At 75.3% G+C, this 21,096-nt stretch carries 16 protein-coding genes and 2 pseudogenes; 6 read left to right on the forward strand and 12 right to left on the reverse strand.

What is annotated here, in order from left to right:
• Position 1 precedes the first annotated feature (1 nt).
• From idi to ACK8HX_RS05835, 3 genes and pseudogenes are all read right to left on the reverse strand, one after another.
• Complete coding sequence (gene idi / locus ACK8HX_RS05825; RefSeq protein ID WP_411939717.1) at positions 2 to 1,522, reverse strand: isopentenyl-diphosphate Delta-isomerase; 1,521 nt, start codon at positions 1,520 to 1,522, stop codon at positions 2 to 4.
• Positions 1,519 to 3,273 carry a phytoene desaturase family protein gene (gene crtI / locus ACK8HX_RS05830; protein ID WP_411939895.1) on the reverse strand — a complete coding sequence of 585 codons (1,755 nt, stop codon included), beginning with the start codon at positions 3,271 to 3,273 and terminating at the stop codon, positions 1,519 to 1,521. Before crtI ends, idi begins: the two co-directional genes overlap by 4 nt.
• Positions 3,237 to 4,169 (reverse strand): annotated as a pseudogene (locus tag ACK8HX_RS05835) (polyprenyl synthetase family protein); the annotation flags it as partial. The gene crtI and the pseudogene ACK8HX_RS05835, both read right to left, overlap by 37 nt.
• A 124-nt stretch (positions 4,170 to 4,293) precedes the next feature.
• Here ACK8HX_RS05835 and ACK8HX_RS05840 point away from each other — a divergent pair.
• From ACK8HX_RS05840 to ACK8HX_RS05850, 3 genes and pseudogenes are all read left to right on the forward strand, one after another.
• Positions 4,294 to 5,556 carry an FAD-dependent oxidoreductase gene (locus ACK8HX_RS05840; protein ID WP_411939718.1) on the forward strand — a complete coding sequence of 421 codons (1,263 nt, stop codon included), beginning with the start codon at positions 4,294 to 4,296 and terminating at the stop codon, positions 5,554 to 5,556.
• An 89-nt stretch (positions 5,557 to 5,645) separates the two neighbouring features.
• Positions 5,646 to 5,699: pseudogene (locus tag ACK8HX_RS05845) on the forward strand (hypothetical protein); the annotation flags it as partial.
• A 49-nt stretch (positions 5,700 to 5,748) separates the two neighbouring features.
• A complete protein-coding gene (locus ACK8HX_RS05850; protein WP_411939898.1) occupies positions 5,749 to 5,889 on the forward strand; it encodes a hypothetical protein in 141 nt (46 codons plus the stop codon).
• Positions 5,890 to 5,917: 28 nt separating this feature from the next.
• Here the strand turns inward: ACK8HX_RS05850 and ACK8HX_RS05855 are convergent, their stop codons facing one another.
• Both ACK8HX_RS05855 and ACK8HX_RS05860 read right to left on the reverse strand, forming a co-directional pair.
• Positions 5,918 to 6,862, reverse strand: coding sequence for a cold-shock protein (locus tag ACK8HX_RS05855; protein ID WP_411939719.1), 945 nt, complete (start codon positions 6,860 to 6,862; stop codon positions 5,918 to 5,920).
• Positions 6,863 to 7,006: 144 nt separating this feature from the next.
• Positions 7,007 to 8,284: an endonuclease/exonuclease/phosphatase family protein gene (locus tag ACK8HX_RS05860; protein ID WP_411939720.1), complete on the reverse strand. Its 1,278-nt coding sequence runs from the start codon at positions 8,282 to 8,284 to the stop codon at positions 7,007 to 7,009.
• A gap of 171 nt (positions 8,285 to 8,455) precedes the next feature.
• Between ACK8HX_RS05860 and ACK8HX_RS05865 the strand changes: the two genes are divergently transcribed.
• Positions 8,456 to 8,890: a VOC family protein gene (locus ACK8HX_RS05865; RefSeq protein WP_411939721.1), complete on the forward strand. Its 435-nt coding sequence runs from the start codon at positions 8,456 to 8,458 to the stop codon at positions 8,888 to 8,890.
• Between the two features lie 33 nt (positions 8,891 to 8,923).
• Here the strand turns inward: ACK8HX_RS05865 and ACK8HX_RS05870 are convergent, their stop codons facing one another.
• Together ACK8HX_RS05870 and ACK8HX_RS05875 are read right to left on the reverse strand one after the other, a co-directional pair.
• The gene (locus tag ACK8HX_RS05870; protein WP_411939722.1) at positions 8,924 to 10,336 is read right to left on the reverse strand and encodes a WS/DGAT/MGAT family O-acyltransferase; all 1,413 of its coding nucleotides are present in this window, start codon (positions 10,334 to 10,336) and stop codon (positions 8,924 to 8,926) included.
• A 6-nt stretch (positions 10,337 to 10,342) separates the two neighbouring features.
• Entirely contained in the window at positions 10,343 to 11,116 is a 774-nt protein-coding gene (locus ACK8HX_RS05875) for an esterase/lipase family protein (protein WP_411939723.1), read from the reverse strand.
• Between the two features lie 167 nt (positions 11,117 to 11,283).
• Between ACK8HX_RS05875 and fumC the strand changes: the two genes are divergently transcribed.
• Positions 11,284 to 12,681: a class II fumarate hydratase gene (gene fumC / locus ACK8HX_RS05880; RefSeq protein ID WP_411939724.1), complete on the forward strand. Its 1,398-nt coding sequence runs from the start codon at positions 11,284 to 11,286 to the stop codon at positions 12,679 to 12,681.
• 94 nt (positions 12,682 to 12,775) lie between these two features.
• On the opposite strand, the gene ACK8HX_RS05885 is transcribed toward fumC, so the two are convergent.
• The 4 genes from ACK8HX_RS05885 to ACK8HX_RS05900 all read right to left on the reverse strand — a co-directional run bounded on the left by ACK8HX_RS05885 (position 12,776) and on the right by ACK8HX_RS05900 (position 18,810).
• Positions 12,776 to 13,174, reverse strand: a complete 399-nt coding sequence (locus tag ACK8HX_RS05885) for a VOC family protein (RefSeq protein WP_411939725.1) — start codon at positions 13,172 to 13,174, stop codon at positions 12,776 to 12,778.
• An 83-nt stretch (positions 13,175 to 13,257) separates the two neighbouring features.
• Positions 13,258 to 16,608, reverse strand: coding sequence for a DEAD/DEAH box helicase (locus ACK8HX_RS05890; protein ID WP_411939726.1), 3,351 nt, complete (start codon positions 16,606 to 16,608; stop codon positions 13,258 to 13,260).
• 121 nt (positions 16,609 to 16,729) lie between these two features.
• The gene (locus tag ACK8HX_RS05895; protein ID WP_411939727.1) at positions 16,730 to 18,118 is read right to left on the reverse strand and encodes a sensor histidine kinase; all 1,389 of its coding nucleotides are present in this window, start codon (positions 18,116 to 18,118) and stop codon (positions 16,730 to 16,732) included.
• Complete coding sequence (locus ACK8HX_RS05900) at positions 18,115 to 18,810, reverse strand: response regulator transcription factor (RefSeq protein ID WP_411939728.1); 696 nt, start codon at positions 18,808 to 18,810, stop codon at positions 18,115 to 18,117. The genes ACK8HX_RS05895 and ACK8HX_RS05900 overlap by 4 nt, the downstream gene beginning before the upstream one ends.
• Positions 18,811 to 19,060: 250 nt before the next feature.
• On the opposite strand from ACK8HX_RS05900, the gene ACK8HX_RS05905 reads away from it, so the two are divergent.
• Positions 19,061 to 19,600, forward strand: a complete 540-nt coding sequence (locus ACK8HX_RS05905) for a hypothetical protein (protein WP_411939729.1) — start codon at positions 19,061 to 19,063, stop codon at positions 19,598 to 19,600.
• Between the two features lie 99 nt (positions 19,601 to 19,699).
• Here the strand turns inward: ACK8HX_RS05905 and ACK8HX_RS05910 are convergent, their stop codons facing one another.
• Complete coding sequence (locus tag ACK8HX_RS05910) at positions 19,700 to 21,073, reverse strand: aspartate aminotransferase family protein (protein WP_411939730.1); 1,374 nt, start codon at positions 21,071 to 21,073, stop codon at positions 19,700 to 19,702.
• Positions 21,074 to 21,096 lie beyond the last annotated feature (23 nt).

Raw genomic sequence — 21,096 nt, forward strand, 5'->3', positions numbered from 1 at the left:
CTCACACCGCCCCGGCCCCGGCGCCGAGCGTCGCCGCCGGCGGGAGGTCGGCGCGCGACGCCGCGGGCCACGTCCTCGGGTCCGGACCGAGCGCGGCGAGCAGCGGCACCTGGTCGGCCGCCCAGGGCGAGACGGAGCGGCGCGCCGCGAGGACGTCGGCGGAGAAGTCGGCCCACGGGACCCACTCGGTGGCGTCGACCTCCTCGGGATCCGGTGCGACGGAAGCGTTCTCGACGAACCCGACGAACACCGGGCACACCTCGTGCTCCACGAGCCCGTTCATCGCGGCCCGGTACCGGAACCGCGGGAGGACGAGGCGCAGCTCGGTGAGGTCGACCCCGAGCTCGCTGCGCGCCCGGCGGCGCACGGCGTCGGCGAGGTCCTCGCCGGGCCGCGGGTGCCCGCACACGGTGTTCGTCACGACGCCCGGGAAGCTCGGCTTGGACGCCGCGCGCGTCGTGACGAGCAGCCGCCCGTCGGGGTCGACGACGTAGCAGGAGAAGGCCAGGTGCAACGGGGTGTCGTCGTGGTGGATCGCCGACTTCGGCGCCTCGCCCACCGGCGCCCCGGAGTCGTCGACGAGGACGACCGCGTCGTCGGCGACCCAGGCGCCCTCGTGCGGGTCGCGGCTCGCCCGGTCGGCCCGGACCACCCGCATCGGCTCGCGCGCCGTGAGCATCCGGGCGGCGAGCGCGGCCTTCGCCGGGGTGGGCACCCTTGCGCGGGAGGAGAACACGTCGTAGTCGGCCACCTCGATCCTTTCGAGGATGCGCGCGTACAGGACCCGCGCCGTGGCGACGCAGCGCCGCGCGTCGAGGGGCAGCGCCGGCAGGCCGGCATCGGCCTCGCGGTACAGGCGACGGTTGCGCTCGACCTCGAAGGCCATGAGGGCCCGCCACTCGGGGGTGACCCGGCGCGCCCAGGGGTCCGCGCCGAACCGCCGCAGGTCCTCCTGCGGCACGTAGACGCGGCCGCGGTCGAGGTCCTCGCCGACGTCGCGCAGGAAGTTCGTCAGCTGGAAGGCGAGGCCGAGCGAGCGCGCGGCGTGGGCCGCGTCGCCCACCGGCTCGAGGACGGGCAGCATCATCTCGCCGATGACCGCGGCGCTGCCGTCCATGTAGCCGAGCAGGTCGTGCCACGTCTCGTACGCGCGCACGGTGAGGTCGGCGCGCATCGAGGAGAAGAAGCGGGTGAAGCACTCCTGCGCGATCCCGCGCTCGACCACCGTCTCGACGACCGCCGCCGTCACCGGGTCGTCGGACCGGCCGGCCGCGAGCGCCTCGAGGAAGCGCTGCTCGAAGGCGTCGAGCGCTGCCGCGGCCTCGGGCCCCGGCTCGGGGCCGGCGTCGTCGACGATGTCGTCGGCCAGCCGGGCCAGCGCGTAGACGGCGTGGACGTGGCGGCGCGCGTCGGACGGCAGGAGGCGGGCGCCCCACCAGTACGTCGTCCCGTGCTCGCGCGTCACGGCGGCGCACCGGGCGTAGCCCTCGGCGACCACCTCGGGACGGGAGGCGGTCGTCATCGGGCCACCCTGTCCCGCGGGCGGCGCGGTGCCGCGGCGCCGGCGTACTCCTGCACGCGCTCGGCGGCGAGCCGCCCGCTGACGAGCACCATCGGGATGCCGACGCCCGGCGTCGTCCCCGACCCGGCGAACACGAGACCCGGGACGCGCCGGTCGACGTTGGCCGGGCGGAACGGGCCGGACTGACCGAAGGTGTGCGCGAGGGCGAAGGGCGTGCCGAGGTGCAGGCCCTGGGCGGCCCAGTCGTCGGGGGTGACGAGCACCTCCTCGCGGACGTCGGTGGGGTAGCCGCCGGCCTCGAGGAAGGCGTGCAGCCGCTCCCTCATCGGCCCGGCCCCGCGGCTCCAGTCGATACCGGACCCGTTGTGCGGCACCGGTTCCAGGACGTAGAGGGTGGAGGACCCGGCGGGGGCGGCGGTGGGGTCGGAGACGGTCGGCACGGTGACGAGGCGCGAGGGGTCGGGCATCAGCTCGCCGCGGTCGATGAGCGCCGCGAACGCGCCGTCCCAGTCGGCACCGAAGTGGATGTTGTGGTGCCGGAGGTGCTCGGCCGGTGACCCCGACGCCCCGACGTGCCAGACGACGCAGGACGGCGAGTACGCGCCGCGGCGCACCGTGCGCGGGGCGGGGACCCCGGGCAGCAGGCGCTCGTACGCGACGGGCAGGTCGACGGTGCAGACGACGGCCTCGGCCGCGAGCCGCTCGCCCCCGGCGGTGGCGACCCCGGCCACCGCGCCGTCGGAGCGCCGCAGGACCTCGGTGACCTCGACCCCGAGGTGCATCGCGACGCCGGCGTCGGCGAGCGCGCGCGCCATCCCCACCGGCACCGCGTGCATCCCGCCCTCGGGGTGGAAGACGCCCCGCACGGTGTCCATGTAGGTGATGACGGCGAACACCGCGCGCGCCTGCGCGGGGGCCACGCCCGCGTACAGCGCCTGGAAGGAGAACACGCGGTGCAGCCGCTCGTCCTCGAAGTACCGGGCGACCGCCGGGCCGAGCGCCCCCAGCCCGCCGAGCCGCAGCAGCCGTGCGGCGCGGGCCGGGGACCGGAGGAGGTCGAGCGGCGAGTCGTAGTTGTGGTCGATGAACGCGTCGAACTCGGTGTCGTGGAGCTCCTCGAGCCACGCGACGAACCGGTCGAGGCCACGCGCGTCCTCCTCGCCGCAGACGCGCCGGACCTCCTCGCGCAGGTCGGCGTGCTCGGCCCGCACGTGCAGCTCGCTGCCGTCGGCGAAGACGGCCCGGTAGGCGGGGTCGAGGCGGCGCATGGGGACGAGGGCCCCGGGGTCGCCGCCGACGGCGCGGATGGGGTCGGCGAGCAGGTCGGGCATCGTCATGACGACGGGCCCCGGGTCGAAGCGGAACCCGCCGCGGTGGAGGACGCCCGCGCGCCCGCCGACGACGTCCTCCCGCTCGAGGACGGTGACGTCGTGCCCCGCGGCGGTGAGGTGGCAGGCGGCGGCGAGGCCGGAGAGGCCGGCGCCGACGACGACCACCCTCACGCGGACCGCCAGGCGATCGACTCCACGAGCCCGCGCAGGGCGGTGGCCGCCTCGGTGTCGACGCCCAGGTCGTCGAGGTCGCGCAGGGCCCTCTCGGCCCGCTCCGTGACCTCGGCCTCGGCGCGCTCGCGGACCCCCGCGGCCGTCATCGCGCGCTGGAGGGCGTCGACCCCCGCGTCGTCGAGGGTGCCCGCGTCGCAGGCGGTGAGGAGGTGGCGGTCGGCGTCCGGGAGGAGGTCGGCGGCCCAGGCGAGGAGGGCCGTGGGCTTGCCCGAGCGCAGGTCGTCACCGGCGGGCTTGCCGGTCTCCGCCGGGTCGCCCCACACGCCGAGGACGTCGTCACGGACGGCGAAGGCGTCGCCGACCAGGTCGCCCCACGCGATGAGCCGGCGGACGAGGGACTCGTCGGCCCGGCCGACGAGGGCGCCGAGCTGGAGGGGGCGCGAGATGGTGTAGCGACCGCTCTTGAACCGGGCGATCCGCCGCGAGGTGGCGAGGTCGCGGCGGCGGTCGGCGGTGTGCGTGACGTCGAGCAGCTGGCCCTCGACGAGCTCGACGGCCATGAGCCGCCAGGCCGCTCGCACGGGGGGAGGGGTCGGCGCGACGAGGAGGGTGGCCTCGCTGAGGGCCAGGTCGCTGACGAGCACGGCGACGCTGTCGCCGAAGAGCTCGGGGTCGCCGACACCCCCGAGGGCGCGGTGCCGGTCGGCGGCCAGGACGTGCAGGGTCGGGCGGCCGCGGCGGCTGGCCGAGCGGTCCATGACGTCGTCCTGGACGAGCGCGAAGAGCTGGAGCAGCTCGAGGGCCGCCGCGACCCGCGCGAGGTCGTCATGGGTGTCGCGCGGGGCGCCGGCGAGGACCCAGCCCCAGTGCGCGAGGAGGGGGCGCAGGCGCTTGCCGTGGTGGCGCGAGCGTTCGGTGAGCTCGGCGGTGAGGTCGACCGCGAGGGCACCCGGGGCGGCGGGGCGCAGGTCGTACGGGTCGCCGTCGGCCGAGGCCCGGGCCAGCGCGTCGGCGAGGCCGACCAGGGTGTCCTCGAGGAGGACGTCGGCGCGCGCCAGCGTCTCGTCGGGGGTCCGGGGCCGACGGCGCGCGTCGAGACCCACGGAGGTCGCCTCGGCACTCACGCGGTCACCGCCTCTCATCCGGTCGTGGACAGTCTTGCGGTCAGTCTCTCCCAGGCGCCGCCCGGGGACCTCGACCCTAGACAACGCGGGGGACCCCCGGCGACGGGGCGTCCACGCACGGGTCGCGGCCTAGGGTCGGGCCATGGACGCGGACGTCGTGGTGGTGGGTGCCGGGCTGGCCGGGCTCCGGTGCGCCACACGCCTCGCCGAGGCGGGGCGCGACGTCGTCGTCCTGGAGGCCGGGGACGTCGTCGGGGGCAGGCAGCGTACCGACGCGGTCGACGGGTTCCTGCTCGACCGCGGGTTCCAGGTGCTCAACCCCGCCTACCCAGCGGTCCGGCGCTGGGTCGACGTCGAGGCCCTGGGGCTGCGCCCCTTCGGGCCGGGCCTGCTGGTCCGCCGCGACCGGGGGCTCGTCCGCCTCACGCACCCCCTGCGCGACCCCTCGGGCGTGCCCGCCGCGCTGCGCTCGGGGCTGCTCGACCCGGCGGCGCTGCTGGCGCTCGCCCGGTGGGCCGGTCCGGCCGTCGTCGCACCTCGGCGCGTGCTGAGGGGCCCGGACCGGCCGCTGCGCGCGGGCCTGGACTCCGCCGGGGTGCGCGGTCCGCTGCGCACCGAGGTGCTCGAGCCGTTCCTCGCCGGAGTGCTCGCCGAGGACGTCGGCGAGACGTCCGAGTCCTTCGCCCGGCTCCTCGTGCGGATGTTCGCCCTCGGGCTGCCGGGCCTGCCGGCCGACGGGATCCGCGCGCTCCCCGCGCAGCTGGCCGACCGGCTGCCCCCCGGACGGGCCGCCGTCCGGCTGTCGACCCCGGTGGCGGCGGTCCGGGACACGGGGTCGGGGGCGGTCGTCGAGCTCGAGGACGGGGGCCGGGTCGTGGCGGGCGCCGCCGTCGTGGCGGTGGGACCGGAGGCTGTCGGCGCGCTGGTCGACGTCCCCGCGCCGGCGACGAAGGGGCTGCGCACGTGGTGGTTCTCGGCGGACGAGGCGCCCACCGACTCCGACCTGCTCGCCGTGGACGGACGGCGCGACGGCCCCGTCGTCAACCTCGCGGTCGTCAGCAACGCCGTCCCCTCGTACGCCCCTGCGGGTCGGCACCTCGTCGAGGCCACCTGCCTGCTGCCGCCCGGTGGGGCCGACGGAGCGGCGCAGGAGGCCGTGGTGCGCCGGCAGGCCGGGGAGGTCCTCGGGGCGGACGCCTCCCGGTGGACCCTGCTGCGGCGCGACGACATCCGCCACGCGCTCCCCGTCCAGGCGCCACCGCTGCGGACGACGACCTCGCCCTTCGTGACCGGCCGCGTCCTCGTGTGCGGCGACCACCGCGACACGGCGTCGATCCAGGGTGCGCTCGTCTCGGGGCACCGAGTGGCCGGAGCCGTCCTCGGTCTGCTCGGTCCCGGGGCCTGAGCCGCGTGGCGCCGCGTCGCCGGCTGCACGTCCTTTGGCCCCACCAGCTCCACGAGTCGCTCCCCTCCGCGCCGCGCGGCACCCGGTTCGTGCTCGTCGAGGACGACCTGCTGTTCCGGCACCAGCCCTTCCACGCCCAGAAGCTCGACCTGCACCGGGCGGCCGGGCGCGAGTTCACCGACCGGCTGCGCGATGCCGGGTCCGACGACCACCGCGGGGGATTTCGAGGCCAACCCCCCGGCCCGGATGGTGAGGCGCACCTGGGACGGCATGGACGCCGCCCGCCGCGACGCGCTGGTGACCCGGGGCCGCGCCGTCATCCGCCGCCTCTGACCGCGCCGCTCGTCGAACCCTGCGTCCCTCAGATCCGCTCGACGCGGTCGGCCTGCGGTCCTCGGTCGCTCTGTCGGACCTGGTAGCGGACCCGGTCGCCCTGCTGCAGCGACTCGGCTCCCCTGATGACCGACACGTGCACGAACAGGTCCTCGCCCCCGGCATCCGGGGAGATGAAGCCGAACCCGCGCTCCGCGTCATAGCGCGCCACCACGCCCTGGCCACCGCGTGCCGGGACGCCGGATGCCCGCTGGCGACCTGGCCGGGGGTGGGTCGTCGAGCTCGCGGGCGCGCCCCGCGACGTCGAGCCGCGCGCCAGCCGCACGTCGCGGGCCTGCGGGCCCTTCTCGCTCATGACGACGTCGTAGGTCACCCGGTCCCCCTCATCCAGCTCGGAGAGCCCGCCGGCCAACTCCCGGACGTGGACGAAGACGTCAGGGCCGCCGGACCCGGGGGTGATGAACCCGAAGCCCTTGTCCCAGTCGTACCAGGACACGGTGCCGTCCGCCCCGTCGGATGCCGTCGCCTGCCGCGCAGCCGGTGCTCCCAGGGGGAGCAGGTGGTCGGCCTGCGGCCCCTTCTCCCCGTCGACGACGAGGAACGCCACCCGCTGCCCGTCCACGAGCACGCCGCCACCCACGATGGCGGAGCTGTGCACGAAGATCTCGGCGTCACCGCCGTCGGCCGAGATGAACCCGTACCCCTTGGCGGGCTCGTACCAGGTGACGGTGCCGAGCACGCCCAGCGTCGTGTCGGCGGCCTGGTCCGCCGTGACCCGGACGCGGCGTGCCTGCGGGCCCCTGTCCCCTTCGCCGATCTCGAACTCGACCACCTGCCCCTCGCGGAGCACCTTCACCGCGTCGCCGCTGACGATCTCGGACGCATGGACGAACAGGTCCTCTGCCTCCTCCCCGAGGGCGATGAAGCCGAATCCCCGCTCGGCGTCGAACCAGCGGACGGTTCCCTCGGTCACGGGGTGGCTCCTTGTCGAGAGGGGGCGGTCGGTGTCCCACCAGTGTCCCCCCGGCCCGTGGTGGTACCGAAACGCGCCGCGATCGTCCTCCAGCGCGCGCGCCCCGGCAAGGGGTGACCGGGGCGCGCGGCCGGGGAGCCGTCGTCAGGGGCGCCCGGGGACGCGGACGTCGAGGTGGACGAGCCGGTGGTCGCTGGGGAAGAACCCGGTGGTCAGGCGCGAGAGCGGGTCGGAGGACGGCTTCCAGAACACCGCCGAGCCGAGGATGCGCAGGTCGCGGCTGGGCAGGACGTAGTCGGCGCGCAGGTTGCCCGGCGGCTCGGAGAAGTCGGCGGTGTCCTGCGCGGCGGGGCTGAGGTGGGTGAGGTTGACCCCGCCCTGGACCGCGCTCGCCTCGACGGCGCCCTCGCTCGTCGGGGTGCTGCCCGCGTTGACGCGGGGGTGGTCGAGGAGGAGTTGGGCCGAGCCGGGGATCGAGTCGCCGTCGCGGGGGTCGCTGTTCTGGTCGCCGGCGATGACGAAGCTCGCCCCCGGTGCCAGGCCGCCGCCCACGCCCTCGTCGTCGGTGATCCACGCCGACCCGCGGGGGCTGCCGACGTAGTCGGCCCACAGGCGGATCTCGTCGTGGTTGCGCGTGCCGTTGCGGTCCTCGAGGCCGTCGAACACCGGCGGGGTCGGGTGGCTGACGAGGAAGTGGACGGTGCGGTTGCCGACCTCGACCGGGACGTCCCAGTGCGACTTGCTCGACAGGCGGACCTGCTCGAGCTCGGCGGGGGAGTACCAGTCGGCCTGGGCGGCGGTGGCCGGGTCGTCGGGGAGCAGGGCCCCGGGCATGTCCTTCCACAGCAGGTGCTGGAAGGTGCGGACGGCGTCGGTGTCGATCGGGTGCTTGCTGAAGACGGCCATGCCGTACTGGCCGGGGTAGAAGCCGAAGCCGAACGCGTCGTTGGGGCCGCCGACGGTGCCGCTGTTGTCGAGGTCGAGCCCGCTCGGGACGCCGGTGTTGACCGGCGCGGCGAAGGCGTAGGGGTACTGCACCGGGTCCGCGCCGTTCTGGCCGCGCTCGAGGTAGTTGTCGCGGAAGAGGTCCAGCGCGACACCGCCCTCGACCCAGTCGAACTCGTTGACGAGGAGCAGGTCGGGGTTCGTCCGCTGGATGACCTCGGCAACGGCCCTGGCCTGCGCGTTGTCCGGCGTCGAGAGGTCGCGGACGAGCTGGCCGGCGGCGGTGCGGTTGAGCGAGGCGTTGAAGGTCGCGACGCGCAGGGTGCGGTCAGGGGCCTGGGCCGCGGCGGGTGCGGCGGGTGCGGCGGGCCCGGCGGGCGCAGCCGTGGAGGACGAGGCCGCGGCGACGGTCGCGGCGGCGAGGGCGGTGGCGGTCAGGGTGGCCGCGACGGCCCGGCGGGGGGTGGGACGGGGCATGCGCCCGACCGTAGGCCGGTCCGGGCCCGCGTGGGGCGAACGGTGCACGTCGATCCGGTGTCCCGCGGGTGTCGTGCCCGGGGCGGGTCGAGGGTCGGCCCCGTCGACCCGTTCCCTCTGTCGGCAGGTCGGCGTAGCGTCCGCTCCGACCCCACCGAGAAGGAGACACCCATGGCGAGCACGATGAACCCGTACCTCAACTTCCCCGGCACCGCGCGCGACGCGATGACCTTCTACCAGGGCGTCCTCGGCGGCGACCTCGTCGTCAACACCTTCGGCGAGTACGGCGCCGAGGGCCCCGCCGCCGACGGCGTCATGCACGCCCAGCTGACGACTCCCGACGGCTTCACGCTCATGGCCTCCGACATGCCGCCGGGCCAGGAGGACACCCACAACCCGGGCAACGCCATCACCGTGTCCCTCAGCGGCGACGACGAGTCGCTGCGCCGCTACTGGGAGGGACTGTCCGACGGCGCCACCGTGACGATGCCCCTCGAGAAGCAGATGTGGGGCGACGAGTTCGGCGCGCTGGTCGACAGGTTCGGCGTCCCGTGGATGGTCAACATCGCGGGCGGCGGCGGCGGGGGCGCAGACAGCGAGGGCTGAGCCCCGCCTGCCGGCTCGGGGTGGGCCGCCGCGTCAGGGGGCGGCGGCCGCCTCGAGCTCGTCGAGCGCCTCGCCGGTGCGCACCGCGAGGCGCTGCAGGTGCGGGATGCCGTCGCGGTCGCCGACGAAACCGACGTCGAGCATCCCCGCGTACGAGTGCGCCGTGATGTTGAGGGCCATCGAGTGCCCGGGGATAGACACCGGGTAGGTCGCCTCGAGCCGGGCTCCGCGCCAGTAGAGGTGCTCGGTCGGGCCGGGGACGTTCGAGATGCAGACGTTGAGCGTCAGTGGGAGGGGGATCGGCAGGGGGAGGTTGCCCATGGCACGGAGCACCTGCAGCCCGGCCGGCGCGAGCAGCAGGGCGCTGTAGGCGACGACCGCGTCGGCCGTCATCCCCCGCATCCGGGCCTTCGCCGCGCGCGAGGAGGCCGTCACGGCGACGAGGCGGGCCATCGGGTCCTCGACGTCGGTCGCGAGCGACACGAGGGTGGCACCGACCTGGTTGCCGCCGCCCTGGCTGTCCTTGGGGCGCACGTTGACCGGGATGAAGCCGATGAGCGGGCGGTCGGGCAGCGCGTCGGCGTCGGTGAGGAAGGAGCGCAGACCACCCGCGCAGACGGCCATGAGGACGTCGTTGAGGGTCGCGTTGCGGGCCCGCCCGATCGCCCGCAGCCGCTCGACCTCCAGCTGCTGGGTCGCGAACCGGCGGGCGGTGCCGACCCGGCCGTTGAGGATGCTCGGGGGCGCCTGGTACGACGTCACGGCGCGGGTGCCCGCCCCGGGGGCGCGTCGCAGCTGGGTGCCCAGGAGCGCCCGCCCCACCGACGGCACCGACCCCATCGAGGTGGCGAGGCCGCGCAGCACGGCGGTGACGTCGGCGACGGGGTCCGGCCGCTGTTCGGGGCGGTCGGTGTCGCGCCGCCGGGTCGTGCTGAGGAAGAACGGGTGGTCCCGGTCGTCGGGGTCGGTCGACAGCCCGCGCTGGAGGATCCGCATGCCCGTGAACCCGTCGACGAGCGCGTGGTGGATCTTCACGTACACGGCGAAGCGGTCGCCCTCGAGGCCCTCGATGAAGGACAGCTCCCACGGCGGCCGCCGCAGGTCGAGCGCGTTGGAGTGCAGCCGGGAGACGAGGACGCCGAGCTCGCGCTCCCCGCCCGGGCTCGGCAGGGCCAGGTGGCGCACGTGGTAGTCGATGTCGAAGTCCGCGTCCTCGACCCAGCGGTGCACCGGCTGGCGGCGCAGGGCCCGGGTCTGGAGGCGCAGGCTCCACGGCGCCTCCACCGGAGCGCGGCGCAGGTCCGCGACGAGCCGCTGGAGGAAGCCGTCGCGGCCCCGGCGTGGCGGGGTGAAGTGCAGGAGCGACGCCACGTGCATCGGCATCTGGGCCGTCTCCGCCATGAGGAAGAACGCGTCGAGGGGCGAGGCCCAGGCGGTGCGGGCCACCGGGGGTCAGCCCACCTCGCCGCGCGGCGTCGCCGCCCAGGGCGCCCAGCCGCCCTCGGGCTGCGCGAGCCGGTCGGCGACGACGCGCAGGGTCGCGAGCTCGTGGCCGTAGCCGAGGTGGCTCGCCGTGACCTCGACGTTCTCGGTGTGGTCGGCCGGCTCGGAGACGCAGCACTCCCACGCGACGATGCCGTCGTTGCGGCTGTAGATGCACGTCGTCGGCACGGGGAGCGGCGCGGCACGGGCGGCGCGCGCCTCCTCGGTGAAGAGGGCGTCCGTGTGCCGTCCGCGGTTGAGCAGCTGGTAGACCCGCCACGCCCGCGTCGACTCGGGGTGCCCGCGGAACGGGCTGCCGAGGGTGATGACCGAGCGCGTGTAGTGGGGGAGCGCCCGGGCCATCTCGCGGGCGTAGATGCCGCCCGCGCTCCAGCCGACGAGGCTCACCCGTCGGCCGTAGCGGTCGTGGACCTCGAGGAGGAGGTCCTGGAGCGCCTCGCCGAGACCGGGGTGGACGCCGAGGTTGCGGCCCTGGCGCCAGTCGTGGGTGCGGTACCCGAGGCGGCGCAGGTGCGCCCGAAGGAAGACCGTCGACTCCGGTCCGGCGAGGAAGCCGGGCAGGACGATGACCGGGTGCCCGTCGCCGCGGGGCCACTCCTGCAGGTCGCGGGTGCGGACCGCCGCCGTCGCGAGCTCGAGCGCCGTCCGCCACTCGCGCCGCGCCATCCGGGCCGTCGGCGCGAGCACGCCGTCGGCGACGGGGAGGTCGGTCGGCCCGGGCATCGCGCGCTCCTTCTGCCGGGCGCCGCGAGGCCGTGCTGCCGGGTCGCGACGGTGCGAGGTGGACAGAGGTCGCAGTGTGACAGACGGCGACCCCCCGCGGGAGACCTCCGCGCGGTGGTTCGTCCGCCACCCGAGCCATCCTCGGCGGACGGATCTACCGTGGAGGCATGGCGACGACGCGGGCCGAGAGTGACACGATGGGGCCGGTCGAGGTCCCGGCCGACCGCTACTGGGGCGCGCAGACCCAGCGCAGCCTCGAGCACTTCGACATCGGGCGCGACACGTTCGTGTGGGGGCGCCCCGTCATCCGCGGGCTCGGCCTGCTCAAGAAGGCTGCCGCGCTCGCGAACGCCGAGCTCGGCCTGCTCCCCGACGACGTCGCGCGTGCCGTCGTGGCAGCCGCTGACGAGGTGGCGCGCGGCGACCTCGACGGCCACTTCCCGCTCGTCGTGTTCCAGACCGGGTCCGGGACCCAGAGCAACATGAACGCGAACGAGGTCATCGCCAACCGCGCGATCGAGGCCCTCGGCGGGGTCCTGGGCTCGAAGGACCCGGTGCACCCGAACGACCACGTCAACCGCAGCCAGTCGAGCAACGACACCTTCCCGACGGCCGTGCACGTCGCGGTCGTCCTCGAGCTGGCCGAGCGGCTGCACCCCGCGGTCGACGCGCTGACGGCCGCCCTCGACGCCAAGGCCGACGAGCTCGGCGACGTCGTCAAGGTCGGGCGAACCCACCTCCAGGACGCCACGCCGGTGACGCTGCGCCAGGAGATCGGCGCCTGGGCCGCGCAGGTCCGCGACGCCCAGGCCGACGTCCGGTACGCCGGCGAGAAAGCCCGCGCCCTCGCCATCGGGGGGACCGCCGTCGGGACGGGGCTCAACGCACCGGCGGACTTCGGCCCGCTCGTCGCCCGCTTCCTCACCGAGGAGACCGGGCAGGAGTTCCGCCAGGCCGACAACCTCTTCGTCCAGCTGGCCTCCCACGACGCGCTCGTGGCGGTCTCGTCGGCTCTGCGCACCCTCGCCGGCGCGCTGATGAAGCTGGCGAACGACGTGCGGTGGCTCGCGTCCGGGCCCCGCACGGGCATCGGCGAGCTGCGGATCCCCGAGAACGAGCCCGGCAGCTCGATCATGCCGGGCAAGGTCAACCCGACGCAGTCGGAGGCGATGACGATGGTCGTCACGCGCGTCTTCGGCAACGACGCCACCGTCGGGTTCGCCGGCAGCCAGGGCAACTTCCAGCTCAACGTCTTCACACCGGTCATGGCGCATGCGGTGCTCGAGTCGGTGCGGCTGCTGTCCGACGCGTGCCGCTCGTTCACCCACCACTGCGTCATCGGGCTCGAGGCCGACCGGGACCGCATCACCGAGCACCTCGACGCCGACCTCATGCTCGTCACCGCGCTCGCACCGCACATCGGCTACGACGCCGCGGCCGCCATCGCCAAGCAGGCCCACCGCGACGGCTCGACGCTGCGCGAGGCCGCCGTCGCCTCCGGCCACGTCACCGAGGACGACTACGACCGGTGGGTCGACCCCCAGGCCATGACCCGCCCCGACTGACCCGCCCGCTCTCCCTCACGGCGAACGTGGGTGAAGATCGTCGGCCCACCGACGATCTTCACCCACGTTCGCCGTGAGGGGAGGGGGGCCGAGGTCAGCCGGCGGCGCGGAGGCCGCCCTCGTCCTCGACCGCGACCGGCGCGGCGGCCTGCGCGTGGGAGAGGACGTTGACGACGTTGCCGCCCTCGTCGCGGACGAAGAAGCGCCGCACACCCCACGGCTCGGTCGTCAGGGGGTGGACGATCTCCAGGCCCAGCTCGAGGGCTCGCTCGTGGGCGAGGTCGACGTCGTCGACGTCGAGCGACAGGTCGGGGTTGCAGGCGGCCGTCGCGTCCTCGTGCATGACCGAGATCTGCGGCCCCTCGGGCGCCCCGAGGGTCGCGACCCAGCCGAGGTCCATGACGACGTCGAGGCCGAGGACGTCGCGGAAGACGGCGACGGCTCGGGCGACGTCGGGCACCGAGAGGACCGGCACCGCACGGTTCAGCTGCACCGGCCCACCGAACACCCTCTCGGGCGTCTGTGCAAGCGGGAGCCCGTTCTCGTGCGGGGCCCGGGCGCGTCGCGGCGCACGTCTCAGGGCTCGAGCAGCGCCCTCAGGTCGTCGGCGGTGAGGGCCGAGGACAGCGCCGAGCCCTCGTCGACGACCTTGGTGAACAGGTCGCGCTTGCGCTGCTGCAGGGCGACGACCTTCTCCTCGATCGTGTCGCGCGAGACGAGCCGGTAGACGTTGACGGGCCGGGTCTGCCCGATGCGGTGGGTGCGGTCGACGGCCTGCGCCTCGGCGGCGGGGTTCCACCACGGGTCGAGGACGAAGACGTAGTCGGCCTCGGTGAGGGTGAGCCCGAACCCGCCCGCCTTGAGCGAGATGAGGAAGACCGGCGCCTCGCCCTCGCGGAAGGCGGCGATGCGCTCGCCGCGGTTGCGGGTGGACCCGTCGAGGTACTCGTACGCGATGCCCTCGGCCTCCAGCCGCTCGCGCACGAGCCGCAGGAACCCGGTGAACTGGCTGAACACGAGCGCCCGGTGCCCCTCGTCGGCGAGCTCGCCGACCTGCTCGACGAGTGTCTCGACCTTGGCCGAGGTCGCGAGCCCGGCGTAGGCGTCGTCGACGAGCGAGGGGTCGAGGGCGAGCTGGCGCAGCACCGTGAGCCCGCGGAGGATGGCGATGCGGTTGCCCTGGACGTCGTCGATGAGCCCGAGGAGGCGCTGCCGCTCGCGCTGGAGGTGCCGGTCGTAGACGGCCCGGTGCCGGGGGTGGAGGTCGACCGAGAGCACCTGCTCCTGCTTCGGCGGCAGCTCGGTGGCGACGGCCTCCTTGGTGCGCCGCAGCATGAGGGGCCTGATCCGCCGGCGCAGGGCGGCGAGCCGCTCGGCGTCGCCGTCGCGCTCGATGGGGGTGGCCCAGCGCTCGCGGAACAGGGCCGGTCGCGGGTGCAGGCCGGGGGCGACGATCGACAGCAGCGACCAGAGGTCCATGAGGGAGTTCTCGAGCGGGGTGCCGGTGATGGCGAACTTCGCCTGCGCCGAGAGCCGCCGCACCGCCTGGTAGGTCTTGGCCTGGTGGTTCTTGACGAACTGCGCCTCGTCGAGGACGACCGCACCCCAGGAGCGCGACCGCCACACCGTCTCGTCGATCCGGGCGACCGCGTACGACGTGATGACGACCTGCGCCCCCTCGACGGTCGCCGCCAGCGACTCGCGCGCCTTGGCCCGGGTGCGGTCGACGACGACGGTGCGCAGCGACGGCGCGAACCGCTCGGCCTCCCCGGCCCACGTCGAGAGCACCGACGTGGGGGCGACGACGAGCACCGGGTCGGTGAGCTCGCCGCGCTCGTGCGCCCGCAGCACCATCGCGAGCATCTGGAGGGTCTTGCCCAGGCCCATGTCGTCGGCGAGCACCCCGCCGAGGCCGCGGTCCCAGAGCAGCGACAGCCACCGGAACCCCTCGACCTGGTAGGGCCGCAGCGTCGCCCGCAGCCCGGCCGGCACCTCGGCCGGCGCGCCGTCGTCGGCGTCGAGGAGGGCGGACACCGAGCGCGACCACCGCTCGCTCTGCTGCTCGACGACCCCGAGCGCCGCGAGCTCCTCCCAGAGCCCGACGTGGACGGCCGAGATGCGCAGCGGGTCGGAGGGCCGGTCCTGCAGCGAGCGGGCCTCCTCGACGAGCGACCGCAGCGCCTCCAGCTCGGGCCGGTCGAGGGTGAACCACGTGCCGGAGTCGAGGATGAGGTGCTCGTGCCCGCGCGCGAGGGCCTCGATGAGCGGGGCGAGCGGCACGTCCTCCTCCCCGACCGTGACGGCGATGCCGAGGTCGAACCAGTCGGTGGCGGAGGCGGCGGCCGCGCCCGCCGAGCCGGCCCCCGACCCCGGACCGGACGCGTCGGTGGCCGACACCTGGATGAGCGGGGCCTCGAGCGCCTCGCTGTAGTCGGGCTCCTCGCCCTCGACCTCGACCTCGAGCCCGGGCACCTCGCGCAGCGCGGGGAGGACGTCGGTCGTGAAGTCGACGGTGCGGATGCCGTGCAGGCGCACCTCGGGCACGAGCCGCCGGGCGCGCGCCACGACCTGCCAGAGCGGCTCGAAGGTCTCGGCCGCCGCGACCCCGTGCAGCGCCTCGACGAGCGCGCGCTCGGTGGTGCGGTCACGCATCGGGTCGGGCTCCTCGGACCCCAGCGCGACCCGGACCCCGCCGCCGGCCGCGCCGTAGCGGAACCCCCACTCGAGCCGGACCCGGTGCCCCGCCTCGTAGGTGGCCCGCAGCGTGAGCCGCGGCGGCACGGCCTCCGGGAGGTCGAGGTCGCCGCCGACCGACCGGACGCGCGCCTTGCGGCGCAGTCCCGGCAGGTGGGTGACGGTGAACCGGGCCCAGTCGTCCTCGGGCACCTCGACGACGCCGAGGTCGAGGAGGCGCTGGCGCGTGGAGTCGAGCGGCTCGGTGAACGCCCCCAGCACGAGCACCGGGCCGTCGCGCAGCCAGAATCCGGAGGCCGGCGATCCCACGAGGTGGGTGGCGCCGACGCCGCCCGGGAGGTCGAGGTGGGGCCGCAGCTCGGCGCCGTCGTCGGTGCGGACGACGTCGACGACGAGCTCGGCGGGGTCGGGGGCGAAGGCGACCTCGCCGGTGCCGTCGAGGTCGGTGAGGAGCCGGACCCCCGCCCGGTCGGCGGCGCGCAGCAGCGAGACCCAGCCGGGGCCGAGGTGGTCGAGCTGGATGGCGTCCGGCATCCGGCCGTAGCCGAATGCGCGCACGGAGCGGCGGTGGGCGTCGGCGAGGGCGGTGAGGGCGTCGCGGTGGTCGTCGCTGAAGCTGACCCGCCCGAACCCGTAGTAGCCGCCGGCGAAGGACTCCCACGAGACGCCGGTGCGGATCCAGCCGCCACGGACCCCGGGGACGACCGGCCGCAACCGGATGGTGGGCCGGCCGGGGTCGGACCCGCGGGTCCCCGGCCTCCCGGAGCCCGCTTCCTCGAGGAGCAGGCCGACGGGGGTGTGGTCGGGCTCGGCGCCGGGGTCGTCGAGGAGGCCGCCGAGCGCGCGCTCCCAGGTGGGGCGGGGCGGGGCGTCGGGCCTGCCGGCGGCGCGGTCGAGGGCGGGCTGGCGGTCGCGGACGGTGGCGGCGACCGCGACGGCGTGCTTGCAGTCGCCGGACACCGGGCACGAGCAGCTGCTGTCCCAACGGCGCAGGTTCGCGTGGCCGGCGCGCGGCGTGGCCGCGGCCACCGGCGTCAGCGCCACCCGCGTCGTGTACGTCTGGCCCGAGCTGCCACCGACCCAGCCCTCGGCAGCCCGCCCGTCGTCGGAGACGTCGAGGTCGACGACGTGGCCGTGCTTGGCGTAGGCGAGGCCGCGCGCGACCGTGACCGTGCCGCAGACCTCGTCGAGGTCACGGTTGGTGAGGTCGGCGATGCGGTCGACGGCGAACACCCGACCCACGATCACGACCTCCGACAGCCACCCGGCGACGGGCCCGCCCTGTCGGACCCTGACCTCCCACCGTAAGCCGTTGGACCGACATGGGGGGAACCGTTCCGGTCCCTGTGGACGGTCAGCCCGCGGCGAGCGGCAGGGCGAGGGTGAAGGTCGCCCCCCGACCGGGTGGGGAGGCCACCGACGCGGTCCCGCCGTGGGCGCGCGCGACCGCGTCGACGAGCGCCAGGCCCAGACCCGTCCCCCCCGACGCGGTGGCCCGGCCCCGGTCGACCCGGTGGAAGCGCTCGAAGACGTGGGGGAGGTGCTCCGCCGGGATGCCGGGGCCGGCGTCGGCGACCCGCACGACCGCGTGCCCGTCCTCCTCCGCCAGGGTCAGCCACACGGGAGTGCCTCCCGGGGTGTGCCGCACCGCGTTCGACGTGAGCCCCACGAGCGCCTGGGTCACGAGGTCGCGGTCGACGACGGCGACGAGGGCCGGCGGCACGTCCGTGGAGACCTGGCGGTCGGGGGCGACGACGGCGAGGTCGGCCGCCACGTCGCGGACGACGGCCGCGAGGTCGACGGGCTCGCGCCGCAGGGCCCCGGTCGCCTCGGCGTCGTCGAGGCGGGCGAGGTCGAGCAGCGCGTCGACGAGCCGGCGCATCCGGGCGGCCTCCTCGCCGATGCGGCGGAAGGCGTCGGCGGCCTCGGGGTCCTGCGGCTCCCGCCTCGGCGCAGCGGGGTCGTCGGACCCGGCTCGACCGGTGTGGAGCGACACGTACCCCGAGAGCGTCGTCAGGGGGGTCCGCAGCTCGTGGGAGGCGTCGGCGACGAACCGCCGCATCCGCTCGTTCGTCGCCGCCGTCTCGTCGAGCAGCGCGTTGAGGGCGGCCCCCAGCCGTTCGGCCTCGGTTCCCGGCACGCCGGGTGGCACGCGCCGCGAGGTGTCTCCGGCCCGGATGGCGTCGGCGGCGTCGGTCATCCTCGCGATGGGTCGCAGGCCGAGACGGTCGACCCACCACAGGAGCAGCCCGAGCACGCCGGCGACGGCGACGCCGATGATGCCGAGCGTGAGGGCGAGCCGCCTCGTCGCGGCGTCGGCGGAGGTGGTCGGCACGGCGATGACGGCCTGCGCCCGGCCGTTCGGCAGCGGGGCCGTCACGACCCGGACGCGCCGCGACTGCCCGGAGGACGTCGCCCGCCCTTCCGGGGACACCACGCGCTCGCCCGCGCTGAGGGCGGGCACGAGCGCGGGGTCCGAGGCGGGGGCGAGCACGGTCGTGAGCCGCCCGTCGGCGGTCATCCGTCCGACGTAGACGTCCGACAGCCCGGCCGCGGACCCTCCGGCGTCGGCGCGGGCGGACGCCAGGAGGATGGCGCGCGGGCTCTGCGCGAGCGTCGCCAGCTGGGCGTCGATGCGGCCGACGAGGTAGGCCCGCTGGACGAGGACGAGCGCCACGCCCGCGACGATCAGCACCACCGCGAGGGCCGCGACGACGACGACCAGCCGGCGGCGCAGCGTCATCCGGGCTCCCGCACGCTGTACCCGACCCCGCGCACGGTGTGGATGAGCCGGGGAGGAACGGCGTCGACCTTCTTGCGCAGCGTCGACACGAACGACTCGATGATCGCCGACTCGCCCGCGAAGTCGTACTGCCACACGTGGTCGAGGATCTGGGCACGCGTGACGACGCGGCCGGCGTTGACGAGGAGGCAGCGCAGGAGGGTGAACTCGGTCGGCGTGAGGGCGAGCTCGGTGTCGCCGCGCCAGACGCGGTGCTGGTCCTCGTCGAGGACGAGGTCGTGCACCTGGTGCCGGCCGGCGGGCGCGGCCGCCGCGCCCCCACGGCGCAGGAGGAGGTGGACGCGGGCGACGAGCTCCTCGAGGGCGAACGGCTTCGTCACGTAGTCGTCGCCCCCCGACGTCAGGCCGCGGACCTTGTCAGTGGTGTCGGCGCGGGCCGTCAGGAACAGCACGGGAGCGCGGACTCCCTTGGCGCGCAGCCGTCTCAGCACCTCGAAGCCGTCGAGGTCGGGGAGCATGACGTCGAGGACGACGAGGTCGGGGTGCCCGGGGGAGCAGGCGGCGAGGGCAGCCGCACCCGAGCCGGCCGTCGACACCTCGAGCCCGGCGAGGCGCAGGGCCGACGACACGAGGTAGGCGATGTTCTCCTCGTCGTCGACGACGAGCACCGAGGCGGGGGAGGGTGCGGCCACGTCGTCACGCTCCCACGCGGGCCCGGCGCGGGTCTGGAGGTTTCCTCGGGACTTGCTGAAGGCGTCGACGACGCCCGGCGACCCCGTGGGGAGGGCGGTCCGGGTGGGGGCACGGTGCGGGCTCCCCACGGGCGGCGGGAACGGGCACCGGACCTCCAGCAGATCGCGAGGTCGCCCTGCGGTGACCGAGAGGTGCAGGCGGGAGGGTCGTCCTCCGACAGCACCTCCCGACCCGTGAACGGAGACCTCCATGACCGCCCTGCGCACCTGCCTCGCCGTCCTCGCCCTCGGCGGCGCCACCGCGACGACCGGTGTCGTCGCGACGAGCGCGTTCGCCACGCCGGCCCCCGTCGCCGCGGTCGAGGCCGCGCTGGCGGCCGAGCCCGCCGGCACGTCCTCCGAGACCTCGGGTGGCGCCACCGCAGACGCGACCGCCGATGCGCCCGCCCGGGCCGCCCGCGGCTGGTGGCGCGGCCTCACCGACAGCCAGCAGGCCTGCCTGAGGACGGAGGTCGGCACGCGCCCGGTCGGCCCGCTCTCCGACGCCGAGCGCACGGCCCTGCGCGAGACGGTGAGGAAGGCCGCGGACGCCTGCGACGTCGAGCTCCCGTTCGCGCGCGCCCGCGCGTTCTGGGACGGGCTCACCGAGGCCCAGCGGCAGTGCCTGCGTGATGCCGACGTCCAGCGCCCCTGGGGTCCGCTGAGCAAGGCCGAGCGACAGGCGGTGCGCGCCGACGTCGCCGCCGCGGCGAAGGAGTGCGGCGTCACCCTCCCGGCGCGCGCCGGCTGAACGCCCTGAGGTCAGCGCACCGGAAGGCCGAGGGTCGCACGGGAAGGGTTCCGGTGCGACCCTCGAGGTTCGCGGACCAGGCGGAAGAGCCGGGGCGGGTCAGACGACGTGGCGGTCGGCGGCGTCGAGGGCGCGGTCGAGGATGTCGAGCCCCTCGGCCATCTCCTCGGCCGTCGTCGTGCACGGGGGCACGACGTGGGTGCGGTTGAAGTGGACGAACGGCCACAGCCCCTCGGCCTTCGCGGCGGCCGCGAACTCGTTCATCGGGCCGGCGGCCGCCCCGGACGCGTTGTACGGCACGAGCGGCTCGCGAGTCCCGGGGTCGCGGACCAGCTCGAGCGCCCAGAAGTACCCGAGACCGCGGACCTCGCCGACGCTCGGGTGCTTCGCCGCGATCTCGGCCAGGCGCGGTGCGATGACGGTGTCGGAGACCTTGCGGACGTTCTCGAGGATGCCCTCCTCCTCGAAGATCCGGATCGAGGCGACAGCCGACGCGCACGCGAGCGGGTGGCCCGAGTAGGTGAGGCCGCCGGGGAAGACCCGCTCCTCGAACGTCTGCGCGATCGGCTCGCTGATGACGACGCCGCCGAGCGGCACGTACCCGGAGTTGACGCCCTTCGCGAAGCAGATGAGGTCGGGGGTGACGCCCCAGTGGTCGACGGCGAACCACTCGCCGCACCGCCCGAACCCGGCCATGACCTCGTCGGCGATCCACACGATGCCGTGCTCGTCGCAGATCTCGCGGACCCCGGCGAGGTAGCCGTCCGGCGGCACGAGGATGCCGTTCGTGCCGACGACGGTCTCGAGCATGACGGCCGCGATGGTCGACGGCCCCTCGACCATGATGACGTCGCGCAGGTGCTGCAGCGCCCGCTCGCACTCCTCGGCGGCCGACGACGCGTGGAACGGCGAGCGGTACGGGTAGGGACCCCAGAAGTGGACGATCCCGGGCACGCCGGGCTCGTTGGCCCAGCGGCGCGGGTCGCCCGTCGCCGTGATGGAGCCGGCCGTCGCGCCGTGGTAGCTGCGGTAGGTGGCCAGCACCTTGTGGCGCCCGGTGTGCAGGCGGGCCATCCGCATCGCGTTCTCGGTGGCCTCGGCGCCGCCGTTGGTGAAGAACACCTTGTCGAGGTTCCCGGGGGCGCGCTCGGCGATGAGCCGTGCTGCCTCCGAACGGGACTCGTCGGCGAAGGACGGTGCGATCGTGCACTGGCGCGCCGCGGCCTCCTGGATGGCGGCGACGAGCTTGGGGTGCTGGTAGCCGATGTTGACGTTGACGAGCTGGCTCGAGAAGTCGAGGTAGCGGTTGCCGTCGAAGTCCCAGAAGTGGCTGCCGCTGGCGGCCGCGATGGGCAGGGGCTTGATGAGCGCCTGCGCCGACCACGAGTGGAAGACGTGGGCGCGGTCGTCGCGGGCGACCCGGGCACCACGCTCGGCGTCGGGGGTGGTGTCGGGGGTGGCGAACTCGCTCATCGGGACCTCTCGGACGTCTGGGG

The organism is Oryzobacter faecalis (assembly GCF_046764005.1).
Lineage (GTDB): Bacteria > Actinomycetota > Actinomycetes > Actinomycetales > Dermatophilaceae > Oryzobacter > Oryzobacter faecalis.

Coding starts and splice junctions, on each gene's coding strand:
- idi (WP_411939717.1), bottom strand. CDS start 1,522: ATGACGACCGCCTCCCGTCCCGAGGTGGTCGCCGAGGGCTACGCCCGG.
- ACK8HX_RS05840 (WP_411939718.1), top strand. CDS start 4,294: ATGGACGCGGACGTCGTGGTGGTGGGTGCCGGGCTGGCCGGGCTCCGG.
- ACK8HX_RS05850 (WP_411939898.1), top strand. CDS start 5,749: ATGCCGGGTCCGACGACCACCGCGGGGGATTTCGAGGCCAACCCCCCG.
- ACK8HX_RS05860 (WP_411939720.1), bottom strand. CDS start 8,284: ATGCCCCGTCCCACCCCCCGCCGGGCCGTCGCGGCCACCCTGACCGCC.
- ACK8HX_RS05865 (WP_411939721.1), top strand. CDS start 8,456: ATGGCGAGCACGATGAACCCGTACCTCAACTTCCCCGGCACCGCGCGC.
- ACK8HX_RS05875 (WP_411939723.1), bottom strand. CDS start 11,116: ATGCCCGGGCCGACCGACCTCCCCGTCGCCGACGGCGTGCTCGCGCCG.
- fumC (WP_411939724.1), top strand. CDS start 11,284: ATGGCGACGACGCGGGCCGAGAGTGACACGATGGGGCCGGTCGAGGTC.
- ACK8HX_RS05895 (WP_411939727.1), bottom strand. CDS start 18,118: ATGACGCTGCGCCGCCGGCTGGTCGTCGTCGTCGCGGCCCTCGCGGTG.
- ACK8HX_RS05905 (WP_411939729.1), top strand. CDS start 19,061: ATGACCGCCCTGCGCACCTGCCTCGCCGTCCTCGCCCTCGGCGGCGCC.
- ACK8HX_RS05910 (WP_411939730.1), bottom strand. CDS start 21,073: ATGAGCGAGTTCGCCACCCCCGACACCACCCCCGACGCCGAGCGTGGT.